This window comes from Bosea sp. OAE506 (assembly GCF_040546595.1).
Lineage (GTDB): Bacteria > Pseudomonadota > Alphaproteobacteria > Rhizobiales > Beijerinckiaceae > Allobosea.
In genome coordinates this window covers 160,894-182,773 of the sequence record NZ_JBEPOB010000001.1, presented here as the reverse complement: position 1 = coordinate 182,773, position 21,880 = coordinate 160,894, and the positions used below count along the sequence as shown (strand labels likewise).

Genomic DNA, 21,880 nt, shown 5'->3' with positions numbered 1-21,880 from the left:
GCTGGGCGAGTTCAGTCGGCCAGCATTTCGGCGACGAGTTCGAGCGCGGACAGGATCGTCGCGCTGATCAGGATGTCGGGCGCGGCCTCCAGCCAGTGATTGCGGCGGTGCCGCGTTGTACCTGCACGGGCGCAGGCGATTTCGACCAGCCCGACGGGATTGCCATCCTCATCGCAGGAAGGGCCGAGCACGCCTGTCACGGCGACGGCGATCTCGGCGCCAGAGCGCTGACGTGCGTTCTCCGCCATCAGCCGTGCCACCGTTTCCGTCACGGCGCCGGTGCTGGACTGCAGCGTCTCGGGAGGAAGGCCCAGCATCCGGACCTTGGCGTCCTTGCTGTAGCAGACGAAGCCGCCCTGTAACGCAGCTCCGGCGCCGTTGCCGGCTGCAAGCGCTCCGGCCAATCGTCCCGCCGTGCAGGACTCCGCGGTGGCCAGCCGCCAATTCCTTACACGAAGCGCATCGAGCACGCGTTGGGAGGCGGCTTCGACGGCCTTGTCGCTCGTATCTTGAGACGGGTCACTCGTCATGCCGCGCTGTCCCAGCTTGTGCAGTGGATGGCACTGCCTCGGCCGCCACCCTCGCCGTCACCTTTCTGCGGGCGGCGCAACCAAGGACCTATGAGCGGATCGGCAGGCTCGGCCAGGGGCTTGCACCGCCCTGTGTTCATGAATCCAGCCCTTCTACCGAGGTGAGCGCCGCCTGTATCGTCTCGATCGCGACCTGTCGGGCCACGCTGCCCTGCAACTCGCCGAGTGCGGCGCCCAGAAGGCCAGTCGCAGCATAGCACCGCAGCAGTGGATCATCCTGCGCGTCGATCACGGAGACGCCTTCGCTCTCAGCGCGCTTCATGACCCGCTCTCCGATGATGGTGAGACGGCGCAGAGCCGCGAGATCGCTCATGCCCCAGCTCGCCGGATGAAGTTCCTGATCGCCTTGTGGTCAGTTAGCGTGTCGCTATTGCTCATGGCCTCCAATCCTCGAAAGCTGTGCGCCTCGGCAAGGTACACCGCCTGTTGGAGCAACGGCGGGCGGCGATCACGGTTTCAAGCCGTCCCACCCGCCGGATGTGGTCCTTGCGCACGCGACGAGTCGGTGCTCTGCCGCCGCGGCAGACAGATCGCGCCTGCGCGTTCGAGATGTCTATCATGCTCGTGACAAGGCCCTGCTGGAACTGCGGGTCTACGGTCGGGTTCGCGTGGGGGGAATCGCGTGGTCCCGATCCCGGATCCAGCGTCCCTTGGAGGGCCGATCAGGCGGCATTCTGAGCCGGTCCCGGCGCTCTATGCCCAAGGCCAAAGCTTTGGTCAGAGGGTCGAGAAGCCAGCGGGCGATGTCGGACCGGCAGGTGCCCGGCCAAGTTGAGCGTTCATCGTCCGTGTCGGAAGGGCCATTATGCCGCAGCTCGATTGTGTCATCATCGGCGGGGGACCTGCGGGCCTCACGGCGGCGCTCTATCTCGCCCGCTTCCGCCGGCGCGTCGCGATCTTCGACACCGGCGCCAGCCGATCGAAACTCATTCCCCGCTCCTATAATTGTGCCGGCTTCGCGGAAGGCGTTTCTGGGCATGATCTGTTGACCTCGCTGGCCCGGCAGCTGTCTCGCTACCATCTTGTCCCTCGGCACGAAGAGGTGCTGAGGCTCGTGCGCGAGGATGCGGGATGGCGTCTGGTTACAGCGAGGGCCGAGGTATCCGCCGCCAGCGTGCTCATCGCGACCGGTATCCGCGATCTGCACCCTCCGATCGACGATCATGACGAAGCGGTCCGGGCGGGACTGCTGCGCTATTGCCCGATCTGCGACGGGTACGACGTTCAGGGGCAGTCGCTGTGCGTCATCGGTCCGCTGCAGCATGCCGGCCCCAAGGCACGCTTCCTGCGAACGTTCTCTGAGCGGGTGACCGTGGCGACGACCGACGAATGGCTGGCGCCGGGGACCCAAGCGCTAGAAAGCGACCTTGCGAATCTCGGCGTGGCGGTCCGCGCGGCCGCATCGGGAGCTGCTCTGCAGCGGGAGCGCAATGGCCTGGCGGTGACCTTCGCCGACGGCGGCCGGGGCGTCTTCGACACGATCTACCCCGCCATGGGCGCTTCGAAAGGTTCAGCGCTCGCTAAACCGCTGGGCGCCGCGATCGACCCGGAAGGCTGCCTCGTGGTCGATGCCCATAACAGGGCGACCGTGCAGGGGCTCTACGCGGCGGGCGATGTCGTCTCGGACCTCCATCAGATTTCCGTCGCTCTCGGCCACGCCGCCGTCGCCGCGACGGCGATCCATAACGATTTACCCGCGCAACCTGCCTGAGGCAGGACGTGGCCGAGCGGGAACTGCGCTGCGAATGGGGCGTAGGTGAGGGACAGGTCAGGGCCGGCCGTTTGAGGCGCCCTTCTGAGGAAAGGGACCGACATGAACGGTCGCAGTACAGCATATGTGGCGACGACGAGCTTGGTGCTCGCGGCGCTGCTGGGCTTCGTGGCGTCGGTGGATGCGCAGGTCGTGCCGTCCGGCCCGCCGCCGGACGGGGGCCCGGCAACCAGCGAGCTTCGCGCCGGCTCCAACAGTTTCACGCAGGAACAGGCGCGCGATCGCCTCGAGCGCTCTGGTTATTCAGAGGTCACCGGCCTCACCAAGGACGAGAGCGGCATCTGGCGCGGCAAAGCCCGCTATGGCGAGGCCCTTGTCACCGTCGGTCTCGATTATCGCGGGGCGATCCTGCGAACCCAGCCCTGAGCGCGCGATGGCCGGCCGCCGAGGCCCCGCTATCGAACCACCTGTGAGGTGCCGCATGACGTTCATTAATGATCCTCTTCCGCTTCTGCCGCGTCGCGCCCTTCTGGCTCTTGCGATGGCCGCAGCAGCCACGGCCCCTGTCGACGCGCGCGCCCAGGCTACGGGGGGCCGGGACGACGAACTGCAGCATGCGGCAGCGACACTTTCTTACGGCGCTGCCTCCCTCGACATGAGCCGTCTGGCTTTGGAGAAGGCGCAGAACCCCGCGGTGAAGCGCTTCGCCGACGCCGAGGTTGCCGAGCAGGAAACGCTTGCCACCGTACTGGCCAGCCTGAGCGAAGGGCGCAACAGCGTCGCGCCTCAGATCCAGCCGAAGTTGGAGCAGCGCCAGGAACTTGACCGCATGCGCCAGCTCAGCGCGGGCTTCGACCAGGCCTATGTCAACCACCAGATCGGCACCCACCGCGAGCTTCTAACCCTTCAGGAGCGCTACCTCGCCAAGGCGCAGGAGCCGGTCTTCAAGGCGGTCGCGATGCTGGCGCGTGGTCACATCAAGGAGCATCTCGCCACGCTCGAGGTTCTGAAACAGGACGTTCAGTAGGAGCGACAACATGGACCGTAATGACAGGCATTATCCCAATGGCAGCGGCTCCGTTGTCGCCATTATGGGTCATCCGCTGCATCCGATGATCGTGCCCTTTCCGATGGTCTGCTTCATCGGCGTGCTGGCGGGAGACCTGGCTTATCTTTCGACCCTCGACACGTTCTGGTCGCGCTTATCCTTCACGCTCCTCGCGGTTGGGCTTTTGACCGGGCTGCTCGCGGCCCTGCTCGGGGCTCTGGAGGCCGCCTCGCTGCAGCGGGCCCGGTCGGCGGGGGCGCTCTGGGCTCATGCAGGCGCCAATGTGCTGGCGATGATCGCATCGCTCGCCAATCTCAAGCTCCGCTGGGAGGCAGAAGGCCTCTGGGTCGGAGCCGGACCCTATCTCTCGGGCGTCGTCGTCGTGCTGCTCCTGATCGGCGGCTGGCTCGGCGGCAGCCTCTCCTACAAGCACGGTATCGGGGTCTCTGGGCGCGTCGGCTCAATGGCGCCCGATCAGAATCCCGACCTCACACCTGGTGGCCGCGTCGATGTCGCGCGCGAAGGCTGATCGATTTCCGGCCCGTCAACGCCCTGCTCGCATCTGGAGACTGCCATGGACGTCGTGAACCGGACCTATGCGAATTTCGAGGACGCCCGCAATGTCGCCCTGCGGCTCGAGGCGGCCGGTATACCCGCCGACCATATCAGCTGATCGGCCGTCAGCAGACTGGTGACGATCAAGCCGCACGGGGAGCGGCCATTGGCGGTGTCGCAGGGGGTGCCTCCGGGCTCCTGGCTGGTCTCGGCATGGTGACGATTCCCGGTCTCGGTCCCGTCGTTGCCATCGGTTGGCTCGCTTCGACCATCATCGGCGCCGGGACGGCGGCCGCGGTTGGAGGCGCCATCGGTGCAGTGACTGGATCCGGCCCTCAGGCTGCAACACCAACGCAGCCATGCTGCCGAGCGTAACGTCCATCCTCGACGAGGGCATGCCAATCGAAGCGCCCGATGAGCGAGATCAAGGCTCGAGCCCCGAGCGGGCAAGCGACCTGTCACGTTCGCTGTCCTGAACGTCGGCCGAAGGCCGCCGCCGGGAAGTGCCCGCCGTTCTGCGCGCCGCAATCGCAACCTAGGAAGGGCGTCCATCCACCGCCGTCGCAGAGATGACTGATGGAGTAGGTGCGCGACGCGATGAGATGGGACAACAGCGGCGACGATACGGCGATGGCTGGCCGCATCGCGCACTCCCGAACTGCGGGAGAGGATCGAACTGCATCTTCATCAAACCGAACACGGGCCTCGATGATCGAGGCGTGCATCAGCGACAAGGCGACGCTCTGAGGATTGGTTGGGCGCGCGCATTCCCGGGAAGAGGTGCACCTGGCGCGGTGTCTCGCTGAGGACCTGCCGCGCCTGATGGCGCGTACCTGTCGCGCGGGGAAACACCTGGCCTGGACGCGCAACCCTTTCTTCCGAGGCTGACACCTGGCGGATCCCTTCCGCCCGCTGATCCCGTTGTCGATCTTGTCGGGGCTGCGAACTGGCCGCGCCGGTTCTCCCATGCGGTACAGCCGCTGCTGCTTATCTCTTTCTCAAGACCGCGACCGGTAACTGCGCCAAGGCCGCCGCCACCAGTAACCCACCGTCACCCGTCACGATCCTCCCGCCGGTCAGGACATCCTCCCATTCACCAGCCACATCAGCCGTAACGCCCGCCCAATGCGGCCCGAGCGGCAGCGCGTCGGCGGCCGCTTCGCTGCCCACGATCCGGGTGGCCAGCACCAGCAGCGTTCCAGAGCGGTCGCTGCGCGTAAAGCCGACGAGGTCCGCCGCACGATCGCCGTTGAGCGCGAGCGGCTGGTAGTCTCCCTCTGCATAGAGGCGCGGGGATTCCGCACGGTCCGCGAGCAGCGCCGCGACGATGCGCTGCTTGATCCGCCCGTCCGGCCAGGCGGCGAGCAGGGCAGCCGCATGAGCGTCGTCCGCCAGCGCACGCGCCCTCGCGCTGTAATCGACCGGGCGGCGGTTGTCGGGATCGACCAGCGAGAGATCCCAGAACTCGGTGCCCTGGTAGAAGTCCGGCACGCCCGGCAGTGTCAGCTTCAGAACCGTTCGGCTCAAACCGCGCACCATGCCGCGCTGCGCGATCTCGCGCGCCAGCGGCCGGTAGGTCGCGAGGAAGGGGCTGCCCTGCGCCAAAGCCGAGGCGATCAGATCCTTGGCTGCCCGTTCATAGGCCTCTTGAGGGTTGACCCAGCTCGTCCGGCGCTTGGCTTCGCGCAATGCCTTCTCGACCCAGGCCTGCATCCGCTCGCGAAAGGCGTCGAGCGCCGCCTCATCGTCGGCTTCCAGCAGCTCGACAGGCCATGACGCCAGCAATTGCTGGAGAATGAACTGCCGGTCGTTCGCATCCGGCCTGGCCCGGTCGGGCGCCAGTTCCAGGCTGAGCGCGCGCCAGCGCCGGCTCGCCTCCGCCCAGCGCTGCGGCATCTCCGTCAGGGACAGGAGGCGGGCACGCCCGTCTTCGCCGCGCTTGGTGTCGTGAGTGGCGGTGGCGATCATCGCATGCGGCCAGGAGCGGCGACGCGCCACGTTGGCCGCGTGGAAATCCTCCGCCGAGACGCCGTGATGGCTCGGTTCGCCGCCGACCTCGTTGAGAGCGAGCAGCGGGCCGAAGCGGTAGAACAGCGTATCCTCCAGGCTCTTGGCGGTAACCGGGCCGCTAAGCTGCTGGAAACGGCGGCGGAAACGCTCCAGATGCTCGGCCGGGGGCGGGGCGCTCATCGCCTCGCCGGCCTCGCCGAGCAGGAGTGCGGCGACGAACCGGTGCAGGGACGTATCCGGCATCGGCGTGCCGGCGATGGCGGCTGCCACCGTCTCCTCGATCAGCGTCCGGTCCTCGGGCGACGGTTCGCTCGCGATGTAGCTGCGATAGACCGGCAGGCGCTCGATGATCTCCGTCAGCACCTGGCGCATGGCGTGGATCGTGTAGTCGCGGCTGCGCCGGTCGCCATGGGCGAGCCGGGCGAGATCCGACACCAGCACTTCCAGCTCACTGGCGAAGCTGGCATGCAGCGTCTCGCGCTTCGCCCGTCGCAGCAACTCCTCGAAGTCGTCGTGCTGGCCGGTGATCTCGCGATAGCTCTCTTCGATCGCCGCCGCTCCGGCGCGGTCGAGCAGGATCCCGTCGATCAGGTTGAGGACTTCGTAGCCCGTGGTCCCCGACATCGGCCAGGGCCGCAGCGTCTCGCCATGGCCGAGGATCTTCTCGACGAGGATGTAGAAACCCGGGCCGACCTGGGCCTGCAGCGTCCGGACATAATCTTCCGGGTCTGCGAGGCCGTCGATATGGTCGATCCGCAGCCCCTGGATGCGGTCGGCTCGCACCAGTTCGAGGATGAGCGCATGGGTCCGTTCGAACACGGCCGGCTCCTCGACGCGCACTCCCGCCAGCGTGTTGATGTCGAAGAAGCGACGGTAGTTGATGTCGCTCGCCGCGACGCGCCAGTTCGCCAGCCGGTAGCTCTGCATCTCGAGGATGCGGTGGAGCGTGTCGAAGCTTTCCGGGATGCCCTTGGCGCCGTTGACGAGGTCGAGCGCCCGGTCCGCCGCTTCGGTCAATCCCGGCGATTCGGCAAAGACCCGCTCGAGCCGGCGCTTGAGCGCCTCGCACTCGGCGACGAGGCCATCGGGGCCGGCGGTGGCGGTGTTCTCCGACAGTGCCCGCAGCCGCGACGAGATCGCGAGCAACTCCCGGTATTCCGGCCGCGCCTGGTCGGCGGCGAGGATCAGGACCCGGTCGAGTAGGATCGGATAGCTCAGCGGGCTGATCGGGAAACGGTGCTCGAAATGCCATAGGCTGAAGCCGCCGCCGCTGTCGTCGCGTGTCAGCTTCAGCTCGCCTTCCTCGAGCGCATCGCCATAGCGCCTGCCGAGGAAGGGCAGCACCAGCTTGCCGTTGGCGCCGAGGCGTTCCCAGTCGATGTCGAAGGTGACGGCATGGGGCGAGAGCTGCCCCCATTCGATCACCGAGAGCCACCACGCATTGTCGGCGCCGCCGATGCCCATATGGTTGGGCACGATGTCGAGGATCAGGCCGAGGCCTTCCTGCTTCAGCGCCTCCGAGAGCCGCAGGAAGCCTTCCTCCCCGCCGAGCTCCGGATTGATCCGCATGTGGTCGACGATGTCGTAGCCATGGGTCGAGCCCGGCCGCGCGGTCTGGATCGGCGAGGCATAGACATGGCTGATGCCGAGCCGGGCCAGATAGGGCAGGATCGCAACCGCGTCGTCGAAGGTGAAGCCGGCATGGAACTGCAGCCGGTAGGTCGCCCGCGGCGGAGGAGCCGCCAGGGCCGTCGCCACATGCGCCTCGCCGCCACGCCCCTCATTGGCGAACAGCGCGCCGAGCCGCGCTAGGCTCCGCCCCGGCGCCGTCAGCTCCGCCAGATCGAGCGAAAGCTTGCGCTGCCAATTGGGATGATCGGTGCCGGGGCCGGGCAGGTTTGGCTGGTTGAGTTCGCCGGCCGCATCCTCGAGCTGGATGGCCGCAAGTGCCGCTGTCGAGCGCCCTAGATAGACGCAGGCGGCCTCTACCGGCGGCTCGGCCGACGCTGAATCGGGCGGCAGTAGATCCTCGGCCGTCAATGCCGCGGTCAGCCGGTTGCGATCGCGCGCGCGTTCCTCCTGCTCGTCCGAGGCCTCGGTGGAAGCTATGCGTCCTGCGGTCTGGCGCATGTCGATATCAAGACCGCGCCACCAGCCCCGGAAGGTCGGCAGGTCGTGCGTCGTGAGCACGGCGAGCGCGCGCCGCGGATAGGCGACTGGCGGCTTAAAGGCGCTGTCCGCCTCCCTTTCGAAAGGCAGCACCCGATAGCTGTAGAGGCCGGCGGCCATGATGGAATCGGAGAAGCCGTCCGGCCCGGTCCCGAGATCCTCGGCGATCACCATACAGCGGGCGCGGTGGCTCTCGATCCGCAGGACGCCCAGCAGCGCCTCGAAGGGCATCGCCACATAGGCGCCCTCGCTCGCCGGCGCGCCTTCCGGGATCAGGAAGAGCCGCTCGAGCTGGAATGCGTGGTCGATGCGGACGGCGCCAGCGTGGCGCATCGCCGCTGCCACCATCCGGCGGAAGGCGGAAAGCCCGTCCTCTTCCATGGCGAAGGGGTCGAATGGGGGAAGCCCCCAATTCTGGCCCTCCGGTCCCAGCGGGTCTGGCGGCGCGCCGATCGACAGCGTCGGCGCAAAACGACCGGGTGAGGCCCATAGTTCCGAGCCCGCCCGGTCGACGCCCACCGCGAGGTCGCAAAACAGCCCGACATCCATGCCGGCCCCGCACGCCGTCGTCTGCGCAGCCCCCAGCTGTCGGTCGGCCTCATATTGGAGCCAGGCATGGAAGGCGACGCGCTGCTCATGCTCCGCTGCGAACCGACTCACGCTCTCACTGCCGGGATCGCGGAAGGACTGCGGCCATTCGCCGACCCAATGCGCGCCCTGTGCCTTGAAGTGCGCGGCCAATGTCTCAAACAGCGCATGGGACTGAAGATCCGCGCCTCCCGCAGCTCGGAATGCCGCGAATCCCGCATCGCCGCCCGGGCCGTCGCGCCAAAGTGCTTCTAGCAGCGGGAGCTTCAGCGCCCATGAGGCCTGCCGGTCGACCAGCGGAGCGGCGCGCAGCGCCGCCAGGCGTTCCTGCGCGTCCGCCGTCTCCAGCAGCCGCTGCGCCGCGCTTCCTGCGAAGCCGGGGACAAGCGATGGGTTGATGAACTGCACGTCGAGAAACAGCCGAGAGGACGGCGAGTAGGGCGAGACCTTGGTGAAATCGGAGGCGAACAGAGCGTGGACCGGGCTTAGGCCTAGGAAGTCGGCGCCGAGGCCGGCGGCCCGTCCGGCCAACATGGCGAGGTCGCCATAATCCCCGATGCCGAAATTTTCAGCGGAGCGAAGCGAATAGACCTGCGCCGTCACGCCCCAGGAGCGTCCGCCCTGCCCGAGAGAGGCCGGCTCGTAGCAGCGCTCGGGCGCGCTGATGACGAGGCCCTCCGCCTTCCGGTCGCCCTGACCGACGCGCAACCGCCAATAGCCCTGCGACAGCGCGGGTAGCTCGATCTGCAGGCTGGCACCATCCGCTACAGCTAACGTTGTTCCTTCGCGAATGACGCCGGCCTCGTCGGTGAGGGTGAAGACGGTGCGTCCGGCCCTCGCGCCGGGGCCCAGTCGCAATTTCGCTTGATGCTGCGTGCGGGCGACTACGAGAGGCGCGACCAAGCTGTTGTGCCGCCGCATGAGCCGCTTGAGGCTCTCCTGCGCTTCGGCGGGCGTGTCGGTTGGCAAGCCCAGGCCGGCGAGCACGGCGCGGCGTGCATCCAGACTGGTTTCGACGAGGGCGCCGGTGGCATCGCGATAATCGGCGGCGACACCGGCAAGGTCGGCCAGGCGGGCGACCAGCGCATCAGGGGCGCTCATGAGCGGTTCACCAGAAAGGCGCCCGTCCAGGGCTGAAGGCGGATTTCGGCTCCGAGTTCGACGCCGGGGCTGGCCCAGATCAGGCTCGACGAGCCAGGACCCTCCACGACCGCTTCGCTGTCGCCGAAATGAGCCACGAAGCGCAGCGTCCCGCGTTCGAAATCCCAGCGGATGTCGAGCGTGTCCGGCGCGGGGCGTTGGCACGTCGCACCGCGAAACCGTGTCTTCGTCACCGGCACAACCTGCTCCTGCCTGAGCCGCAGCAGGGCCTGGGTTTCCGCGAGCACCGCGGCATGTGGAGGGCGCTCGATCTCCGCCCAGTCCAGGCGCGAGCGGGCGAAGGTCTGCGGGTCCGTCGGGTCGGGCACTTCTTCCGCCGCGAAGCCGCCGAAACCGCCGAATTCCCGCCGCCGCCCGTCCCTGACGGCACGCGACAGCTCCGGATCGGCGAAATCGACGAAATACTGGAACGGCGCCGAAGCCTGCCACTCCTCACCCATGAACAGCATCGGAATCTGCGGGGAGAGCAGCAGGCCGGCGCGTGCCAGCGCGAGTTTCGCCGGCTCGGTCAGCGCGCCGATCCGCTCGCCCTGAGCCCGGTTGCCGACCTGGTCGTGGTTCTGCAGGAAGTTGACGAAAGCCGAGGGCGGCAGATGGGCGGAAGGCTCGCCCCGGACGGCGCCCTCATGCGCCGAGAACTCGCCCTGATAGGCGAATCCCTCGGCGAGGCAGCGGCCGAGATGCCGGGCCGGATCGTCGTAATCGGCATAGTAGCCGTCGCTCTCGCCGGTGAGCAGCCGGTGCCAGGCGTGATGCGTGTCGTCGGTCCATTGCGCATTGTGCAGGCTCGGGCGGCCGGCTTCGTCGCGTTCAAGCCAGCGCGCCTCGTTGGCGGCGTTTTCCAGAACGAGGTGAATCTCGCGCCCGGGCAGCCCTTCGCGGACGCGCTCGGCCAGTTCGCCGATGACGTGCCGGCTGCTGTCGTCTGCGATGGCATGCACCGCGTCGAAGCGCAGGCCGTCGAAATGATATTCCTCCAGCCAGTAGAGCGCATTGTGGACGAAGTAGTCGCGCACCACGGCGGCGGCCTCGCCGTCGAAATTGATGCCGGCGCCCCAGGCCGTCTCGTGCCGTTCGGTGAAGAAGGAGGCGGCGTAGTTGGGCAGATAGTTTCCGGACGGGCCGAAGTGATTGTAGACCACGTCGAGGAAGACCATCATCCCACGGCGATGCGCCTCGTCGACCAGACGCTTCAGCTCCTCGGGCGTGCCATAGGCATGGTCGGGGGCGTAATGCAGCACCCCGTCATAGCCCCAGCCGCGGTCGCCCGGAAAATCCGCCACCGGCAGCAGCTCGAGCGCGGTGATGCCGAGATCGTGCAGATGGTCGAGTTTCGCCGTCAGCGCCGCGAAGGTCCCTTCCGGCGTCGCCGTGCCGACATGGGCCTCGTAGAGGACCGTCTCCTCCCAGGGGCGCCCGCGCCAGTCGCCGTCGCTCCAGGCGAAGGCGCCGGGATCGATCACCTGGCTCGGCCCCTCGATGTCTTCAGGTGGGAAGCGCGAGGCGGGATCGGGAATCGAAAGCCCGCCCTCGATGCGGAAGCGATAGAGCGATCCCGGGCGCGCCTGCGGGTCGTGGAGCTGGTGCCATCCCTCGGCATCACGCGTCATGGGCCGCTCGGTCCCGTCAATCATTAGGGTGACCTCGCGCACGGAGGGTGCCCATATCGAGAATCGGACGGCCCCGTCGGCGACCTCGGCACCGAATGGCATGGAGTGGACGCGGCGCATGCAAGAGATCCTGTCGGGATGGCGGGGATGGCTTGCTCCCGCCAACAGCAACACGAGCTCGCTGAGGCAGTTCCGTGGGACATGGTCCCTCTCGCCACAGCTTTGTCGCAATAGGGCGACCGGCGGGAACAGACATGGCCGCAGGCCGGTTGCTGCCGGATCGCGATTAACTCGGGCTATGCTCATGAATGCTTCGTTCGATTCGCCAGGCATTATCAGTGCCGCAGCGCCAAGCCGCCCGACGTGTCCGCGTTCTAGGCCAAAGCAAGTCCGGGCTGATGCCGGCTCTATCGTCCCGTTACCAGGCGCGGACCGCTTCGGCATTGAAGGCGAAGTAACTCGCACTTTCGAGCCGGTCGCACAGGCCTTCATCGACAACTTCGAGCGGGAAGGGGAGGTGGGTGCCGCTCTCTGTGTGATCTGCGGCGGCGTCACCGTGGTCGATGTCTGGGGTGGCATTGCCGACCCGCAGGCTGGCACGCCCTGGCGGCGCGAAACGCGGGCACCGCTGTTCTCTACGGGCAAGGGCGCGATCGCCGCCGCCTGCGTGATGGCCGTGTCGCGCGGTCTCTTCGCCTATGACGATCCTCTCTCGCATAGTTGGCCGGCTTTCGGCTGTCTCGGGAAGGAGCGGATTACATTCCGGCAGATCCTCGACCACAGCGCAGGGCTCGCGCTGTTCGGCCAACACATGGATGCCGCCACGCTTGACGATCCAGAGGCGACGGCGCGGATCATCGAGCAGATGGAGCCGGTATGGGCGCCCGGCGAGCGCTGGGGCTATCATCTCGCGACCTTCGGCACCGTGCTGTCTCAGGCCTTCAGGCAGGCCGATCCGACCGGCCGTAGCGTCGAGAGCTTCTTCGCCGAGGAAATCGCCGCTCCGCTTAGCCTCGACATCACCTTCGGCTTAGCTGAGGGTGACGACTGCGCCGCTCCTGCGCTGCCGGGGATGCGGCAGATGACCGATCTGATGATGCGCGGCCGCTTCGGCCTGCAGGCCCAAATGCTCAATCCTTTGTCGCTACTGCACCGGACGCTGCGCGAGGTCGGCCTTCGGCTTGAGGACCGCTCCTGGCTGCGGCACGCCCTGCCGTCAGGAAATGCGGTCGGGAGCGCCCGTGCGGTAGCTCGTCTTTACGCCGCTCTGCAGTCAGGAATCGGTTTGGGACTGGACCCAGTTATGACCGCGGGACTGGCGGGTCCGGTTTGCGAGCCGCCGCTGGGCTGCCGCGACGAGGTGATGGGCGTCGCCAACCGGTGGGGGTTGGGGTTCGTGCGACCCAGCATCGACTTCCCCTTCAGCCCGTCCCGTCAAGCGTTCGGTATGCCCGGACTCGGCGGCTCCTTTGGCTTCGCCGACCCGCAGCGCAGGCTCGCCTATGCCTATGTACCGAACCGCCTGGGAATCCTGCCCTTCGACGACCGGCGCGACGCCCGTATCCGGCAGGCGCTGGACGGAGTATTGGCCGAGTACGAGCCAGCAAAAGGCTCCTAGACCGTTCCCTTGCCCTTACCGTCGGCAACATGGCTATGGTGCCGATCGCGCTCCCCGCCACCGCCCGACACGTCGCTGCGCGACTTGGCCGGGTCGCGCGGTCCCGGCTTTCTGGGATCGGGTGCCTCCTGCGCGTTTTCGAAGGATGCACCCGGCCCGCCCTGGCGGATGCTGTCGTGCGTCTTCCGCGCGGTCAACATGGCGCTCACCTGTCCTGCTGATACCCCTGATGCGTGATGTTCTGTTTGATGTCGGCTTGCCGCCCGGTGCGATCACTGGGCTGTGTTTTACGGTCGCCGGCCGCAGTGACGTCCGTCCGGGAACCGCCACCTGTCCCCTTGAAGCTGCGGTTCGCGGGCGGAACGGGCGGTGTCTTGGTGGTATGGTTGTGCTCCTTCACTCAATGGTATCAGCCGGAGTCGAGCGCTGGCGGGCGCTTCCACTCCTCTCACAGCGCGCGATGCGATGAGGCCGCCAACCTCGTCAGCGGAGGCCTCATCGCGGGCTTTGCTCAGGAGCGCGACGCACGCTCCACATGCGCCGCATGCCTCTGAAGGGTCGGCAGGGTCTGGCGCGCAAAGGCGGCGAGGCGGGGATTCTCGCCGTTCGTCCCATAGGTGCGAAACAGCGTGACGGCCTCGTCATGCGCCTGCGACTGCAGCGCCAGATAAGCCGCGTCGAATTCCCTATTCGGAGTGCTGGCGAGCTGATCCAGCATTGTCTGATGTCGTGTGCTCAGCACGGCCGGGGGCGTCGCGATCCCGGAGGCTCGGGCCACCGAGGCCATCCGCTGCGACGCGCGGCGATGGTCGCGGATCATCTCGTTCGCCAGCTGACGCACATGCGAGTCGCGCGAACGGCTCAGCGCCAGTCGGCTGCTCTCGATCTCCAGAAGATTGGAAGATACTGCCATCGGCACAAACGCGTCCGTGGTTGTCGCGGTGGTTACGGCCAATGTAGCCATCGGCTGGCTTGGCGCCATGCAGCCCCCCAGGGCGAGGCCGACGGCAACTGCGTAGGAAATTGATCTGATCATGTCCGTGCCCTTTGAGCAGGTTGCTTCTCCAGGGCCAACAATGCGCGCCGGCAGCTGTTCCGCGCCGTTGCGATGGGCCGGTAGCCGCGGCGGATTTTTGGATGCCGCATGCGCGGGCAGAGCTGTTGGAAGGGCTTGGCACTGACTATGCCCGCGTCGGCGAGGCTCTGATTTGGACCGAAGCTGACACTTCATGCCCTAAAGCATGGAGGCGGTCAGTGGAATTGGGGAGGGGGCCCTTCTTGGACACCCGTTGCTGAGGGTCACCGGTTTCACATCCGGCTGCTGCTTCTGTCAGTCATCGGCCCCGCACGACCTGATCCGCCCACAGCTTTGATAGGGGCCCGTCGGCGCCATGAACGGGATCTGATGCAGGAAAACTGAGCACCGCGATCTGGTTCAGCATGGCGGGCGTGGCAGCCTTCAGGACAATGTCAGGCACCTGGCCGGGCGGATAGGCGCCGATCACGAGGAAGTCGTCCGAGTGCCGGACGCAGCGGTGGCCGGTGCCGACGGGCAAAAGCAGGACGTCGCCTGCACTCACCTCGATGCAGCGGCCGCCTTCTCCGCCGAGAACAAGCGTGGCCGATCCCGCAGCAATGCCCAGCACCTCGTGCCCTTGCGTGTGGTAATGATCGTAATCGTAGATTCCGTTGCGCCACTGCGGCGGCCAGCCATTTGCCGCGAACCGCTTCTCCATCTGCGCCGCCAGGTCGACTGTGTCGGACGGGAAGGCAGCGTCATACACCACCAGCGGCAGGCGCGGGTTGTTGGGGATGAAGCCTCTCATTTCCAGATGGATGGCTGTCGCCGTCGTCATGGTCGTAAAGCAATCCTCTAACGGTAAATGGGAGATGGTCTAGGGCTTTGGCCGTCACCTGCTTCGTCTGGCGTTCGCGAGGGGGGGCGGCCATCGCCGGGGCCCCGCCACATTTGCTGCTGCCAAAGGCTGGGCGGCCGGCGACCGCCTTGGCCTAGAGGATCGGTTTGCCGCCGGTGACAGCGATGGTCGCGCCCGAGACATAGCTCGACAGTGGTTCCGCCAGCATCACGTAGGCCGTCGCCAGCTCTGCCGGTTGACCGGGCCGCTGCATCGGAACCTGCTTGCCGAAGTTCTTTACGGCCTCCGCGGGCATGGTGGAGGGGATCAGCGGCGTCCAGACCGGGCCGGGTGCGACCGCATTCGCACGGATCCCCTTTTCGGCCAGCAGTTGCGCCAGCCCGGCGGTGAAGTTTTGGATCGCGCCCTTGGTCGTCGCATAGGCCAGCAGGTGAGGACTGGGTGTGTCGGCATTGATCGAAGCCGTGTTGATGATGGCGCTGCCGGCGGGCATATGCGGCACGGCGGCCTTCGTCAGATAGAACATCGCGTGGATATTGACCTTGAAGGTCAGCTCCCATTCTTCGTCGCTGATCTCGCCAATGTCGCCGAAGCTGGCTTGGTGGGCAGCGTTGTTAACGAGGATGTCGATGCCGCCGAGCTCCGAGACGGCGCGATCGATGACAGCCCGGCAATGCGAGGCCTCCTGCAGATCGCCCGCCACCAACACGGCCTTGCGGCCGGCCTCCTCGATCAGGCGCGCCGTTTCGCGCGCATCCTCGTCCTCGTTGAGATAGGACACCAGCACGTCGGCGCCCTCGCGGGCATAGGCCAGCGCGACGGCACGGCCGATTCCGCTGTCGCCGCCGGTGATCACCGCCTTCTTCCCGGCGAGACGGCCGGAACCACGGTAAGAGGTTTCACCATGGTCGGGCACGGGCTCCATCCGCTCGGTGAGGCCGGGCATTGGCTGCTGCTGATCTGCGAAGGGTGGGGTGGGGTGGGTGTCGGACATAGTCGGAGTTCCTCCTGTCCTCGGCCAACGTCGCCGCCGTCGCACCGGTTCCTGAACGCTGCCGAGGCCGGGCCAACATCGCTGCCGGCCGGTCATGGGCGGCCTTTACCGGCACAGGTTTTCAATATCAGGGCATCGACGTCACGGGCGGAACGGCCGACGGCATTAGCGGTTGCCGCGGAGACAGCTCTCTGCGCAGTGGCGGCAGGCCCCATGAACGAACAGCACGCAGCAGACTGCGATAAGATGCCGCCCACCGCGCCGCGACCCTCTGCAGCCCTTCCACGCGGCCAGGCGCGGGCGCGTCCCTGGAGTGATGATCCGCCAGCATGCGAAGGCGGGGCCACTCCGGGACCTTTAGCAGGAATCGGAGTCCGAATAACGGAGAAAGCCATCCTCATCGGTCCTGAATACGTCCATATTGCCGAGGTCGGCACAGGGGCTCCCGTGATCTTTTTACACGGACTAGGAAGCTTCAGCGGGGAGATCCTGAGTGCGTTTACGACGCAGCCGCCGGCTGGTCGCTACATCGCGGTCGATCGGCCTGGCTACGGCTTTTCCGATCCCTTGCCGGCGGCGGCGTCTGGGCCCGACGCCCAGGCCGGCTGGCTCGAACGCGTTCTGGACGCCATGGAGATCAGGACGGCTGTCATCGTCGCCCACTCCATCGGCGCCGCCACGGCTCTGCACTTCGCCTCCCAACGACCGGAACGGGTGGCCGGCTTGCTGCTGCTCGCGCCATACGGCCGGCCGACCCGCCCCGCATTCGTGCCGCTGCTGCGCGCTGCCATGCTGCCGCTGATCGGCGGGCCGCTGAGGCGTCTGATCCGGGCCGCACCAAGCCGGTTTGCCCGGGCAAAGCTGGCGACGGTCTTCTATCCCAACGCAGTTCCGGCTCGCTTTCGGCGATTTCCCTTCCGTCATGTTACGCGTTCGCGTGCGCTCCTTGCCATCGGATACGAACTGCGCGGCTACAATCAGGCGATGATGCGTCTCAGCCTGCGCTTGCGGCAGATCCAGGCGCCGACGGTGATCCTGGCCGGAAACAAGGATCGCATTGCGCAAAGCGAGCGCCATGCATTCTGGCTGGCCAGTCGTCTGCCGAAGGCTGACCTTATCCTGCTGCCGAGAGTCGGACACATGCCGCACCACGCGGCGCCGAAGGTGGCCGACCGAGCCTTGCGTCGCCTCATCGGCACAACTGGTATAACGTGTGGTATAACGTGCGGATCAAAGCAAGGGCTCGGCGGCTTTAGGCCGTGACGATTGTCAACCCTAGCGACGCGGAGTGGTATGCAGTTCCGCGCATTCGGTTTTGATTGTGCGAGCCGCAGGGGTTGCCGCGGGAGTGTAGCCCCGCGTCACGTCGGACCGCCAGTTCGCCTTACATCTTTGGCAGTCCTGGACCGAGGCCGCCGCCACGACTGTGATTGGTAAGGTCGGTTCTGTGAATTTCACGGGCTGTCTTGCTTTGGAACCTCGGTCAACCGGTTGAGGCCCTAAGGATTTGCCCCTCGACGGCTCCCCTCAGCACACAATCAGCAGCGGGAACAGTGCCGCAGTGCTGCTGTTCATGCTGCTCAAGAGGAGCACGAACATGCTAGACAGCCACCGCTTCGACAGGGAGCCTGCGGAGGGTTCGCGGGAGGTCGTAGAGCACGAACTGAAGGAGAGCGGCCCCACGCCTCCCTCCGGTACCTCCGCTAAGCGAGCCGAGGACGGTGATGTCTTCGACAAGGCGCGCGACGACATCGAGGGTCAGCGCGATGAACCGTCTTCGCTCTCGCGGGAAGCTGCCAAGCGTCCCGCCAGCGGGCCCCACGCCCGTCCGGAGCTCACAAACGAGGACGCAACCCCGGGCGCGGGCACCTTGCCCGACCCCGACGAGACGGAGGTCGAGGCGACCTCTAGCTGAGACCTCGCAGCAGGATTGAAGGCCTTAACTGACCTGCGCACCTCCGATGCGGGCGTGAAAGGCTGAAGGCAATAGTCGGCCGGCGGGCAGTCGTGAAGTCGCCGCTGCAAAACAGGCTCCGCGAGGAGCACGCCAAGGATGTGGGATTGCGCGGACGATTTGGACTGGTGGTCGACAGCTCTGCGCGCGAACCGGACGCTGATGCGGCTTGTCCGGAGAGTCTCCAACACGGGTCTTCGCGTGATGATTGCGACGAAAGCGGCCGGCCACCGGGCCGGCTCCGAGAGCGGCAAAACCCTCATCCGCGGTCTGGGTACCGTCAGCATTGCGTTGGGCCTTGCTGAGATCTCAGCCAGCGGCCGGATCACGCGAGAGCTGGGTCAGCGCGACGGCGGCGGTCTGGTACGGCTCTACGGGTGGCGGGAGATCGGCAGCGGATTATTGTGCCTGGCCCTCGGCCCCACCGGCGTGGCCAGCCGCCTTGCGGCGACGCGCTCGACCTCGCAACGCTCGCGCCCGGCTTCTACGAGCGCAATCCCAAGCGCACTAATGTCGGCCTGGCACTGGCGATGGCCGCAGGCATCGGCGTCGTCGACTTGATCGCCGCAGTGCGTGCCCTTCGAAGGCGGGGCGCCGTCTGATGTCCCATCAAGTGCAGGAGGCTGCGATGAATTAGCAGATGTCGGCGAGGTCGGGGATGCGCCCCGAAGAGGACGGACCCGGGAAGACCAGATCTGAGGGATCGCCTATGAGCTTTGGCAGGACGCCGCGCAAACCGATGGCCAGGCTGATCGCCATATTGCCGGGCCTCCATGACCAGAGCGATGGCAACGTCGCGCCGTCTAATGCTGTCGTTCGGCGTCCCAGCTCCCAACGAGTCAGCGTTTGGATGCGTGCTCGGGTTTGCCTTTGCGTTTGGTCGAGGCCAGTTCGTCGAGCTGCTTCTCGGTCATCGATTTTTCCATCGATTTGGACGCGCCCCTGAGGTCGGTGTCAGGAATGTCGCCGCGCTTGGCCGCGAGCGCTGCGCCGGCCGCCTTTTGCTGCGCACCCGATTTTGCAGGCATTGCACCTCTCCCTGGTCATCGTGCTGATCAATGCGGCAACGAAGAGCCCCGTCTGCGAGTTCCATGGCGGAGCCGCATGCGGCATCAATGATGGCGAGAGCTGAAAGTGGACATGGACATAGCGGTCTGGGACGAACTCGATCTCGTCCTGCGTCTGTTCGCGGGAATGGCGGCTGGCGTCGTCGTCGGATGGGAACGTGCGCTCAAGCAGAAGAGCGCCGGCATCCGGACGTTCGGCCTCGTCGGACTTGGCACGGCAACCGCTGCGGCCATCTTCACTGAGGTCGGTCAGGTGGATGCCGCGAGCCGCGTCATCCAGGGCGTCCTGACGGGGATCGGCTTTCTCGGCGCCGGCGTGATCACGCTGTCGCGGGGCGAGCGCACGCCGCGCGGTCTAACGACAGCAGCGGCTATCTGGGTCACAGCTGCGCTCGGATGTGCCGCCGGGCGACGGTATGTTCGGTCACGCCGATGGGTCGACGCACGGTTCCGCACGTACCTCAAGCTTGGCCTGATGGACCGTCCGCCGGTGCTCATCGACTACCGTCAGCACGATCGTCAGAGGGCCGCTTTGTCCATCTGCGGCCATCTCGCGGACTGCAATTTCAGCCGCCTCGCATGCTGCTTCGAGTTTAGGGTATTCGAGCCAATCATCCGCGTCGGGCTCACGGCCCGCGAGATCCTGCGTCTGGAAGAGATAGCGTGGCATGCCTCACAAACGCGAATTGACGCAAATGGGTTCCCGGGCTCGACGGCCTTCGTTTGTCCAGAGCCGCCGCCGGGTCCCCGGCTGTCGAGACGCTGTTCAATTCAACATGCGCCGCCGCAACGCGCCGCTGCCTGCCGTCGCGAACTGGGCACGGCCACCATCCCGCAATGGAACCTGTTTAAGGACGAGGTAAGCGGGATCGAATTCGGCGAACCGGCGCAAGCGCTCGATATCGGGCACATGGACGGAGCCATCGTGAAAGCTGGCCATCCCCATCTTGCGCAGCGCACTCAATGTTCGGTTCATGTGGACAGGCGATAGGCCTAGCGCGTCCCCGAATAGCATCTGCGACAGCGGGAACGGGAACGCGCGTTCGACAACCAGCCCGACCGCGTCCGCCCTGGCATGCAGTTCGCAAAGGAGGCGCCCAGTCCGTTGAAGGGCGTCCATGCGGCCCATGCCGCACAGCCACTCTTGCCGAATGGCCTGTTCGAGAAGACCGAGTGTCCAGAATGCTTGAGCGATGGGCGGATGCTCGTCGACAAGCCGGAGCAGGGCGCCTCTGGAACACATCGCGACCTCGCAGTTCGACGCCGCAATGATCTGCTGCCCAGCGGCGCGGACGAAGAGCGAGTCGATATCGCAGGCGTCACCCGCGAGGTGAAACGCCAGAATCTGACGTCCGCCGGCGCGTGTCATCCGGCAACGATAGGCGAGGCCGCTCAGGATAACGTGGATAAACTCGGACATATCCATGTCGTCCACGATCGAGCCCCCTGCCCGAACGGGAGGCAGCAGCCGCAGAGCGCGGTCCAGCTGGGCTGCTGCGCAGGTAGACAAGGCACACAGTGTCTGCATCTTTCGGCTGAAGGGGCTCCCCATGCCGCATCTCCTCTCTGAACAGAAGGCTCAGCGAGCGCCTCGGGCACAAAATCGCCAAAAGAGGCCCGAGTTCCCGTTTTGGAGGCATTTTTTCGGCAGTGTCTTTAGGTTGTTTGAGAATCCCGGATCGGACCGATGGACGAGTGCGAGCGCGAATTTAAGAATCTCTCGAACGGAAATGACTTAAGGGCGTTGGAGGCTGGGAGAAGCACAGGGATGACACTCGGAGACCCTTCAATAATCCATCATCTGTCCGTCGGTACGAACGACATCGTTAGCGCGCGAAGGTTCTATGACGCCGTTATGCCGGTTCTCGGCATGCGTTTGCTCAACGGCTCTGCAGGGTCGACCGACTACGGCGCTACCTCATTCCTCATCAGTGTCGAGACGCCCGTAGACGGCAGGTCCACGACGCCTGGCAACGGCGTCCACGTCGCCCTTGCCGCTGGTCGACGGGCGATGGTCGAACAAAATTCAATCAGGCGGCCTTGGCCCATGGAGGGCGGGACGCTGGCCCGCCCGGCCTGCGCCCCCAGTACGACGCCCATGATTATGGCGCTTTCGTCTTCGATCCCGATGGCAACAAAATCTAAGCAGATACCTATTCCAGCAAGTGAGACCTATTAGATTTTCGCCTGCTGCCCTTGGTCCGCGAGCGAGAGAAACCGCAGCGTTGTCGGTTCGATCTGGGTCTCCAGCCACTCCTGCATCGCAACTTCCTCATCCAGGTTCTGGCGGAGGGCATCGATCGCGGCATGATCGCCTACGCGTTCGGCCATGGTGATTAGCGACTTGTATGCGGCGATCTCGAAGCTTTCGAAGGCGTAATTAGCGAACGAGTTCTTAAGGATCTCATCGCCGGCCATCGAGTGTCCAATAGCCGCCATATTGCCCATGACGGCTTGGACAGCATCCTTGATCGCCGAGCTGTCAGTGCCGTGCGACTCTAGGATTTTGACAAGGCGCTGTTGCTGGCCTTTCGTTTCGTCGATGTGCTGCCGCAGGCGAGCTTCCAATTCGGGATAGCTCGTCAGCCTCTCAACCTGTCGCCCCATAATCTGCAGGGCTTCGCCCTCCAGCGCGTGAGCGTTCCTCAAGCCGGTGAGATAGAGGGACCCGGATTCGGTGTCGTTGATGGCCATGTTCGCCTCCAGCGCTGATTAAATGATGATCTCAAGCTCTAACGACGCGAGGAAGTAGCAGTTCCGTCCGAGGTGACGGTTACGGACGGCCCTTTTCGCGGAGACCAAGGAATGCTCACCTGCTCTCACTCTTTCAGATCGAGCCGATCGAGAGGCGGGTCGAGCGGCACAAGCGCACTCCTTTCGACCGCCGCACGGAGATCGAGCTGTAACCGTCTTCGAGATGGATGAGTT

At 65.9% G+C, this 21,880-nt stretch carries 21 protein-coding genes and 1 pseudogene; 9 read left to right on the top strand and 13 right to left on the bottom strand.

Going from position 1 to position 21,880, the window contains the following annotated elements; genetic code table 11:
• Nucleotides 1-11: 11 nt before the first annotated feature.
• Both ABIE41_RS00960 and ABIE41_RS00955 read right to left on the bottom strand, forming a co-directional pair.
• Nucleotides 12-530 carry a CinA family protein gene (locus tag ABIE41_RS00960; RefSeq protein ID WP_192642985.1) on the bottom strand — a complete coding sequence of 173 codons (519 nt, stop codon included), beginning with the start codon at nucleotides 528-530 and terminating at the stop codon, nucleotides 12-14.
• Nucleotides 531-666: 136 nt separating this feature from the next.
• Entirely contained in the window at nucleotides 667-903 is a 237-nt protein-coding gene (locus ABIE41_RS00955) for a hypothetical protein (protein ID WP_192642984.1), read from the bottom strand.
• A gap of 492 nt (nucleotides 904-1,395) precedes the next feature.
• On the opposite strand from ABIE41_RS00955, the gene ABIE41_RS00950 reads away from it, so the two are divergent.
• The 4 genes from ABIE41_RS00950 to ABIE41_RS00935 all read left to right on the top strand — a co-directional run bounded on the left by ABIE41_RS00950 (nucleotide 1,396) and on the right by ABIE41_RS00935 (nucleotide 3,878).
• On the top strand, nucleotides 1,396-2,301 hold the full coding sequence (locus ABIE41_RS00950; protein ID WP_192642983.1) for an NAD(P)/FAD-dependent oxidoreductase: 906 nt from the start codon (nucleotides 1,396-1,398) through the stop codon (nucleotides 2,299-2,301).
• 126 nt (nucleotides 2,302-2,427) lie between these two features.
• Nucleotides 2,428-2,727: a PepSY domain-containing protein gene (locus ABIE41_RS00945; RefSeq protein WP_354191537.1), complete on the top strand. Its 300-nt coding sequence runs from the start codon at nucleotides 2,428-2,430 to the stop codon at nucleotides 2,725-2,727.
• 115 nt (nucleotides 2,728-2,842) lie between these two features.
• A complete protein-coding gene (locus tag ABIE41_RS00940; protein WP_192642981.1) occupies nucleotides 2,843-3,328 on the top strand; it encodes a DUF4142 domain-containing protein in 486 nt (161 codons plus the stop codon).
• A gap of 10 nt (nucleotides 3,329-3,338) precedes the next feature.
• Nucleotides 3,339-3,878, top strand: coding sequence for a DUF2231 domain-containing protein (locus ABIE41_RS00935; RefSeq protein WP_192642980.1), 540 nt, complete (start codon nucleotides 3,339-3,341; stop codon nucleotides 3,876-3,878).
• A gap of 1,013 nt (nucleotides 3,879-4,891) precedes the next feature.
• On the opposite strand, the gene treY is transcribed toward ABIE41_RS00935, so the two are convergent.
• Together treY and treZ are read right to left on the bottom strand one after the other, a co-directional pair.
• Nucleotides 4,892-9,772, bottom strand: a complete 4,881-nt coding sequence (gene treY / locus ABIE41_RS00930; protein ID WP_192642979.1) for a malto-oligosyltrehalose synthase — start codon at nucleotides 9,770-9,772, stop codon at nucleotides 4,892-4,894.
• On the bottom strand, nucleotides 9,769-11,562 hold the full coding sequence (gene treZ, locus ABIE41_RS00925; protein ID WP_192642978.1) for a malto-oligosyltrehalose trehalohydrolase: 1,794 nt from the start codon (nucleotides 11,560-11,562) through the stop codon (nucleotides 9,769-9,771). Before treZ ends, treY begins: the two co-directional genes overlap by 4 nt.
• A 184-nt stretch (nucleotides 11,563-11,746) precedes the next feature.
• Here treZ and ABIE41_RS00920 point away from each other — a divergent pair, with 184 nt between their 5' ends.
• A complete protein-coding gene (locus tag ABIE41_RS00920) occupies nucleotides 11,747-13,060 on the top strand; it encodes a serine hydrolase domain-containing protein (protein WP_192642977.1) in 1,314 nt (437 codons plus the stop codon).
• Here the strand turns inward: ABIE41_RS00920 and ABIE41_RS00915 are convergent.
• The 5 genes from ABIE41_RS00915 to ABIE41_RS00895 all read right to left on the bottom strand — a co-directional run bounded on the left by ABIE41_RS00915 (nucleotide 13,057) and on the right by ABIE41_RS00895 (nucleotide 15,931).
• The gene (locus ABIE41_RS00915; protein WP_354191532.1) at nucleotides 13,057-13,260 is read right to left on the bottom strand and encodes a hypothetical protein; all 204 of its coding nucleotides are present in this window, start codon (nucleotides 13,258-13,260) and stop codon (nucleotides 13,057-13,059) included. The genes ABIE41_RS00920 and ABIE41_RS00915 overlap by 4 nt on opposite strands.
• Nucleotides 13,261-13,265: 5 nt before the next feature.
• Nucleotides 13,266-13,460, bottom strand: a complete 195-nt coding sequence (locus ABIE41_RS00910; protein ID WP_354191530.1) for a hypothetical protein — start codon at nucleotides 13,458-13,460, stop codon at nucleotides 13,266-13,268.
• A 111-nt stretch (nucleotides 13,461-13,571) separates the two neighbouring features.
• Entirely contained in the window at nucleotides 13,572-14,096 is a 525-nt protein-coding gene (locus ABIE41_RS00905) for a DUF4142 domain-containing protein (RefSeq protein ID WP_192642976.1), read from the bottom strand.
• A 298-nt stretch (nucleotides 14,097-14,394) separates the two neighbouring features.
• A complete protein-coding gene (locus ABIE41_RS00900; RefSeq protein ID WP_192642975.1) occupies nucleotides 14,395-14,916 on the bottom strand; it encodes a cupin in 522 nt (173 codons plus the stop codon).
• Between the two features lie 154 nt (nucleotides 14,917-15,070).
• Nucleotides 15,071-15,931 (bottom strand): SDR family oxidoreductase, encoded by an 861-nt coding sequence (locus ABIE41_RS00895; protein ID WP_192642974.1) that lies wholly within the window; start codon nucleotides 15,929-15,931, stop codon nucleotides 15,071-15,073.
• A gap of 447 nt (nucleotides 15,932-16,378) precedes the next feature.
• Between ABIE41_RS00895 and ABIE41_RS00890 the strand changes: the two genes are divergently transcribed.
• The 3 genes from ABIE41_RS00890 (at nucleotide 16,379) to ABIE41_RS00880 (ending at nucleotide 18,487) form a co-directional block, all read left to right on the top strand.
• Entirely contained in the window at nucleotides 16,379-17,194 is an 816-nt protein-coding gene (locus tag ABIE41_RS00890) for an alpha/beta fold hydrolase (RefSeq protein ID WP_192642973.1), read from the top strand.
• A gap of 298 nt (nucleotides 17,195-17,492) precedes the next feature.
• Nucleotides 17,493-17,846 (top strand): hypothetical protein, encoded by a 354-nt coding sequence (locus ABIE41_RS00885; RefSeq protein WP_192643780.1) that lies wholly within the window; start codon nucleotides 17,493-17,495, stop codon nucleotides 17,844-17,846.
• Between the two features lie 443 nt (nucleotides 17,847-18,289).
• Nucleotides 18,290-18,487 (top strand): hypothetical protein, encoded by a 198-nt coding sequence (locus tag ABIE41_RS00880; RefSeq protein WP_192642972.1) that lies wholly within the window; start codon nucleotides 18,290-18,292, stop codon nucleotides 18,485-18,487.
• 237 nt (nucleotides 18,488-18,724) lie between these two features.
• Here ABIE41_RS00880 and ABIE41_RS00875 read toward each other — a convergent pair whose 3' ends face one another.
• Nucleotides 18,725-18,913 (bottom strand): DUF3008 family protein, encoded by a 189-nt coding sequence (locus tag ABIE41_RS00875; RefSeq protein ID WP_192642971.1) that lies wholly within the window; start codon nucleotides 18,911-18,913, stop codon nucleotides 18,725-18,727.
• A 112-nt stretch (nucleotides 18,914-19,025) separates the two neighbouring features.
• On the opposite strand from ABIE41_RS00875, the pseudogene ABIE41_RS00870 reads away from it, so the two are divergent.
• A pseudogene (locus ABIE41_RS00870) lies at nucleotides 19,026-19,358 on the top strand (MgtC/SapB family protein); the annotation flags it as partial.
• An 18-nt stretch (nucleotides 19,359-19,376) separates the two neighbouring features.
• Here the strand turns inward: ABIE41_RS00870 and ABIE41_RS00865 are convergent.
• The 3 genes from ABIE41_RS00865 to ABIE41_RS00850 all read right to left on the bottom strand — a co-directional run bounded on the left by ABIE41_RS00865 (nucleotide 19,377) and on the right by ABIE41_RS00850 (nucleotide 21,646).
• On the bottom strand, nucleotides 19,377-19,622 hold the full coding sequence (locus ABIE41_RS00865) for a DUF6894 family protein (protein ID WP_192643779.1): 246 nt from the start codon (nucleotides 19,620-19,622) through the stop codon (nucleotides 19,377-19,379).
• Between the two features lie 96 nt (nucleotides 19,623-19,718).
• Nucleotides 19,719-20,504, bottom strand: a complete 786-nt coding sequence (locus ABIE41_RS00860) for a Crp/Fnr family transcriptional regulator (RefSeq protein WP_192642970.1) — start codon at nucleotides 20,502-20,504, stop codon at nucleotides 19,719-19,721.
• Between the two features lie 623 nt (nucleotides 20,505-21,127).
• Entirely contained in the window at nucleotides 21,128-21,646 is a 519-nt protein-coding gene (locus ABIE41_RS00850; RefSeq protein WP_192642969.1) for a ferritin-like domain-containing protein, read from the bottom strand.
• Nucleotides 21,647-21,880 lie beyond the last annotated feature (234 nt).

Coding starts and splice junctions, on each gene's coding strand:
- ABIE41_RS00960 (WP_192642985.1), bottom strand. CDS start 530: ATGACGAGTGACCCGTCTCAAGATACGAGCGACAAGGCCGTCGAAGCC.
- ABIE41_RS00955 (WP_192642984.1), bottom strand. CDS start 903: ATGAGCGATCTCGCGGCTCTGCGCCGTCTCACCATCATCGGAGAGCGG.
- ABIE41_RS00950 (WP_192642983.1), top strand. CDS start 1,396: ATGCCGCAGCTCGATTGTGTCATCATCGGCGGGGGACCTGCGGGCCTC.
- ABIE41_RS00940 (WP_192642981.1), top strand. CDS start 2,843: ATGGCCGCAGCAGCCACGGCCCCTGTCGACGCGCGCGCCCAGGCTACG.
- ABIE41_RS00935 (WP_192642980.1), top strand. CDS start 3,339: ATGGACCGTAATGACAGGCATTATCCCAATGGCAGCGGCTCCGTTGTC.
- treY (WP_192642979.1), bottom strand. CDS start 9,772: ATGAGCGCCCCTGATGCGCTGGTCGCCCGCCTGGCCGACCTTGCCGGT.
- treZ (WP_192642978.1), bottom strand. CDS start 11,562: ATGCGCCGCGTCCACTCCATGCCATTCGGTGCCGAGGTCGCCGACGGG.
- ABIE41_RS00920 (WP_192642977.1), top strand. CDS start 11,747: ATGAATGCTTCGTTCGATTCGCCAGGCATTATCAGTGCCGCAGCGCCA.
- ABIE41_RS00915 (WP_354191532.1), bottom strand. CDS start 13,260: ATGTTGACCGCGCGGAAGACGCACGACAGCATCCGCCAGGGCGGGCCG.
- ABIE41_RS00905 (WP_192642976.1), bottom strand. CDS start 14,096: ATGATCAGATCAATTTCCTACGCAGTTGCCGTCGGCCTCGCCCTGGGG.
- ABIE41_RS00900 (WP_192642975.1), bottom strand. CDS start 14,916: ATGACGACGGCGACAGCCATCCATCTGGAAATGAGAGGCTTCATCCCC.
- ABIE41_RS00895 (WP_192642974.1), bottom strand. CDS start 15,931: ATGTCCGACACCCACCCCACCCCACCCTTCGCAGATCAGCAGCAGCCA.
- ABIE41_RS00875 (WP_192642971.1), bottom strand. CDS start 18,913: ATGCCTGCAAAATCGGGTGCGCAGCAAAAGGCGGCCGGCGCAGCGCTC.
- ABIE41_RS00865 (WP_192643779.1), bottom strand. CDS start 19,622: ATGCCACGCTATCTCTTCCAGACGCAGGATCTCGCGGGCCGTGAGCCC.
- ABIE41_RS00860 (WP_192642970.1), bottom strand. CDS start 20,504: ATGGGGAGCCCCTTCAGCCGAAAGATGCAGACACTGTGTGCCTTGTCT.
- ABIE41_RS00850 (WP_192642969.1), bottom strand. CDS start 21,646: ATGGCCATCAACGACACCGAATCCGGGTCCCTCTATCTCACCGGCTTG.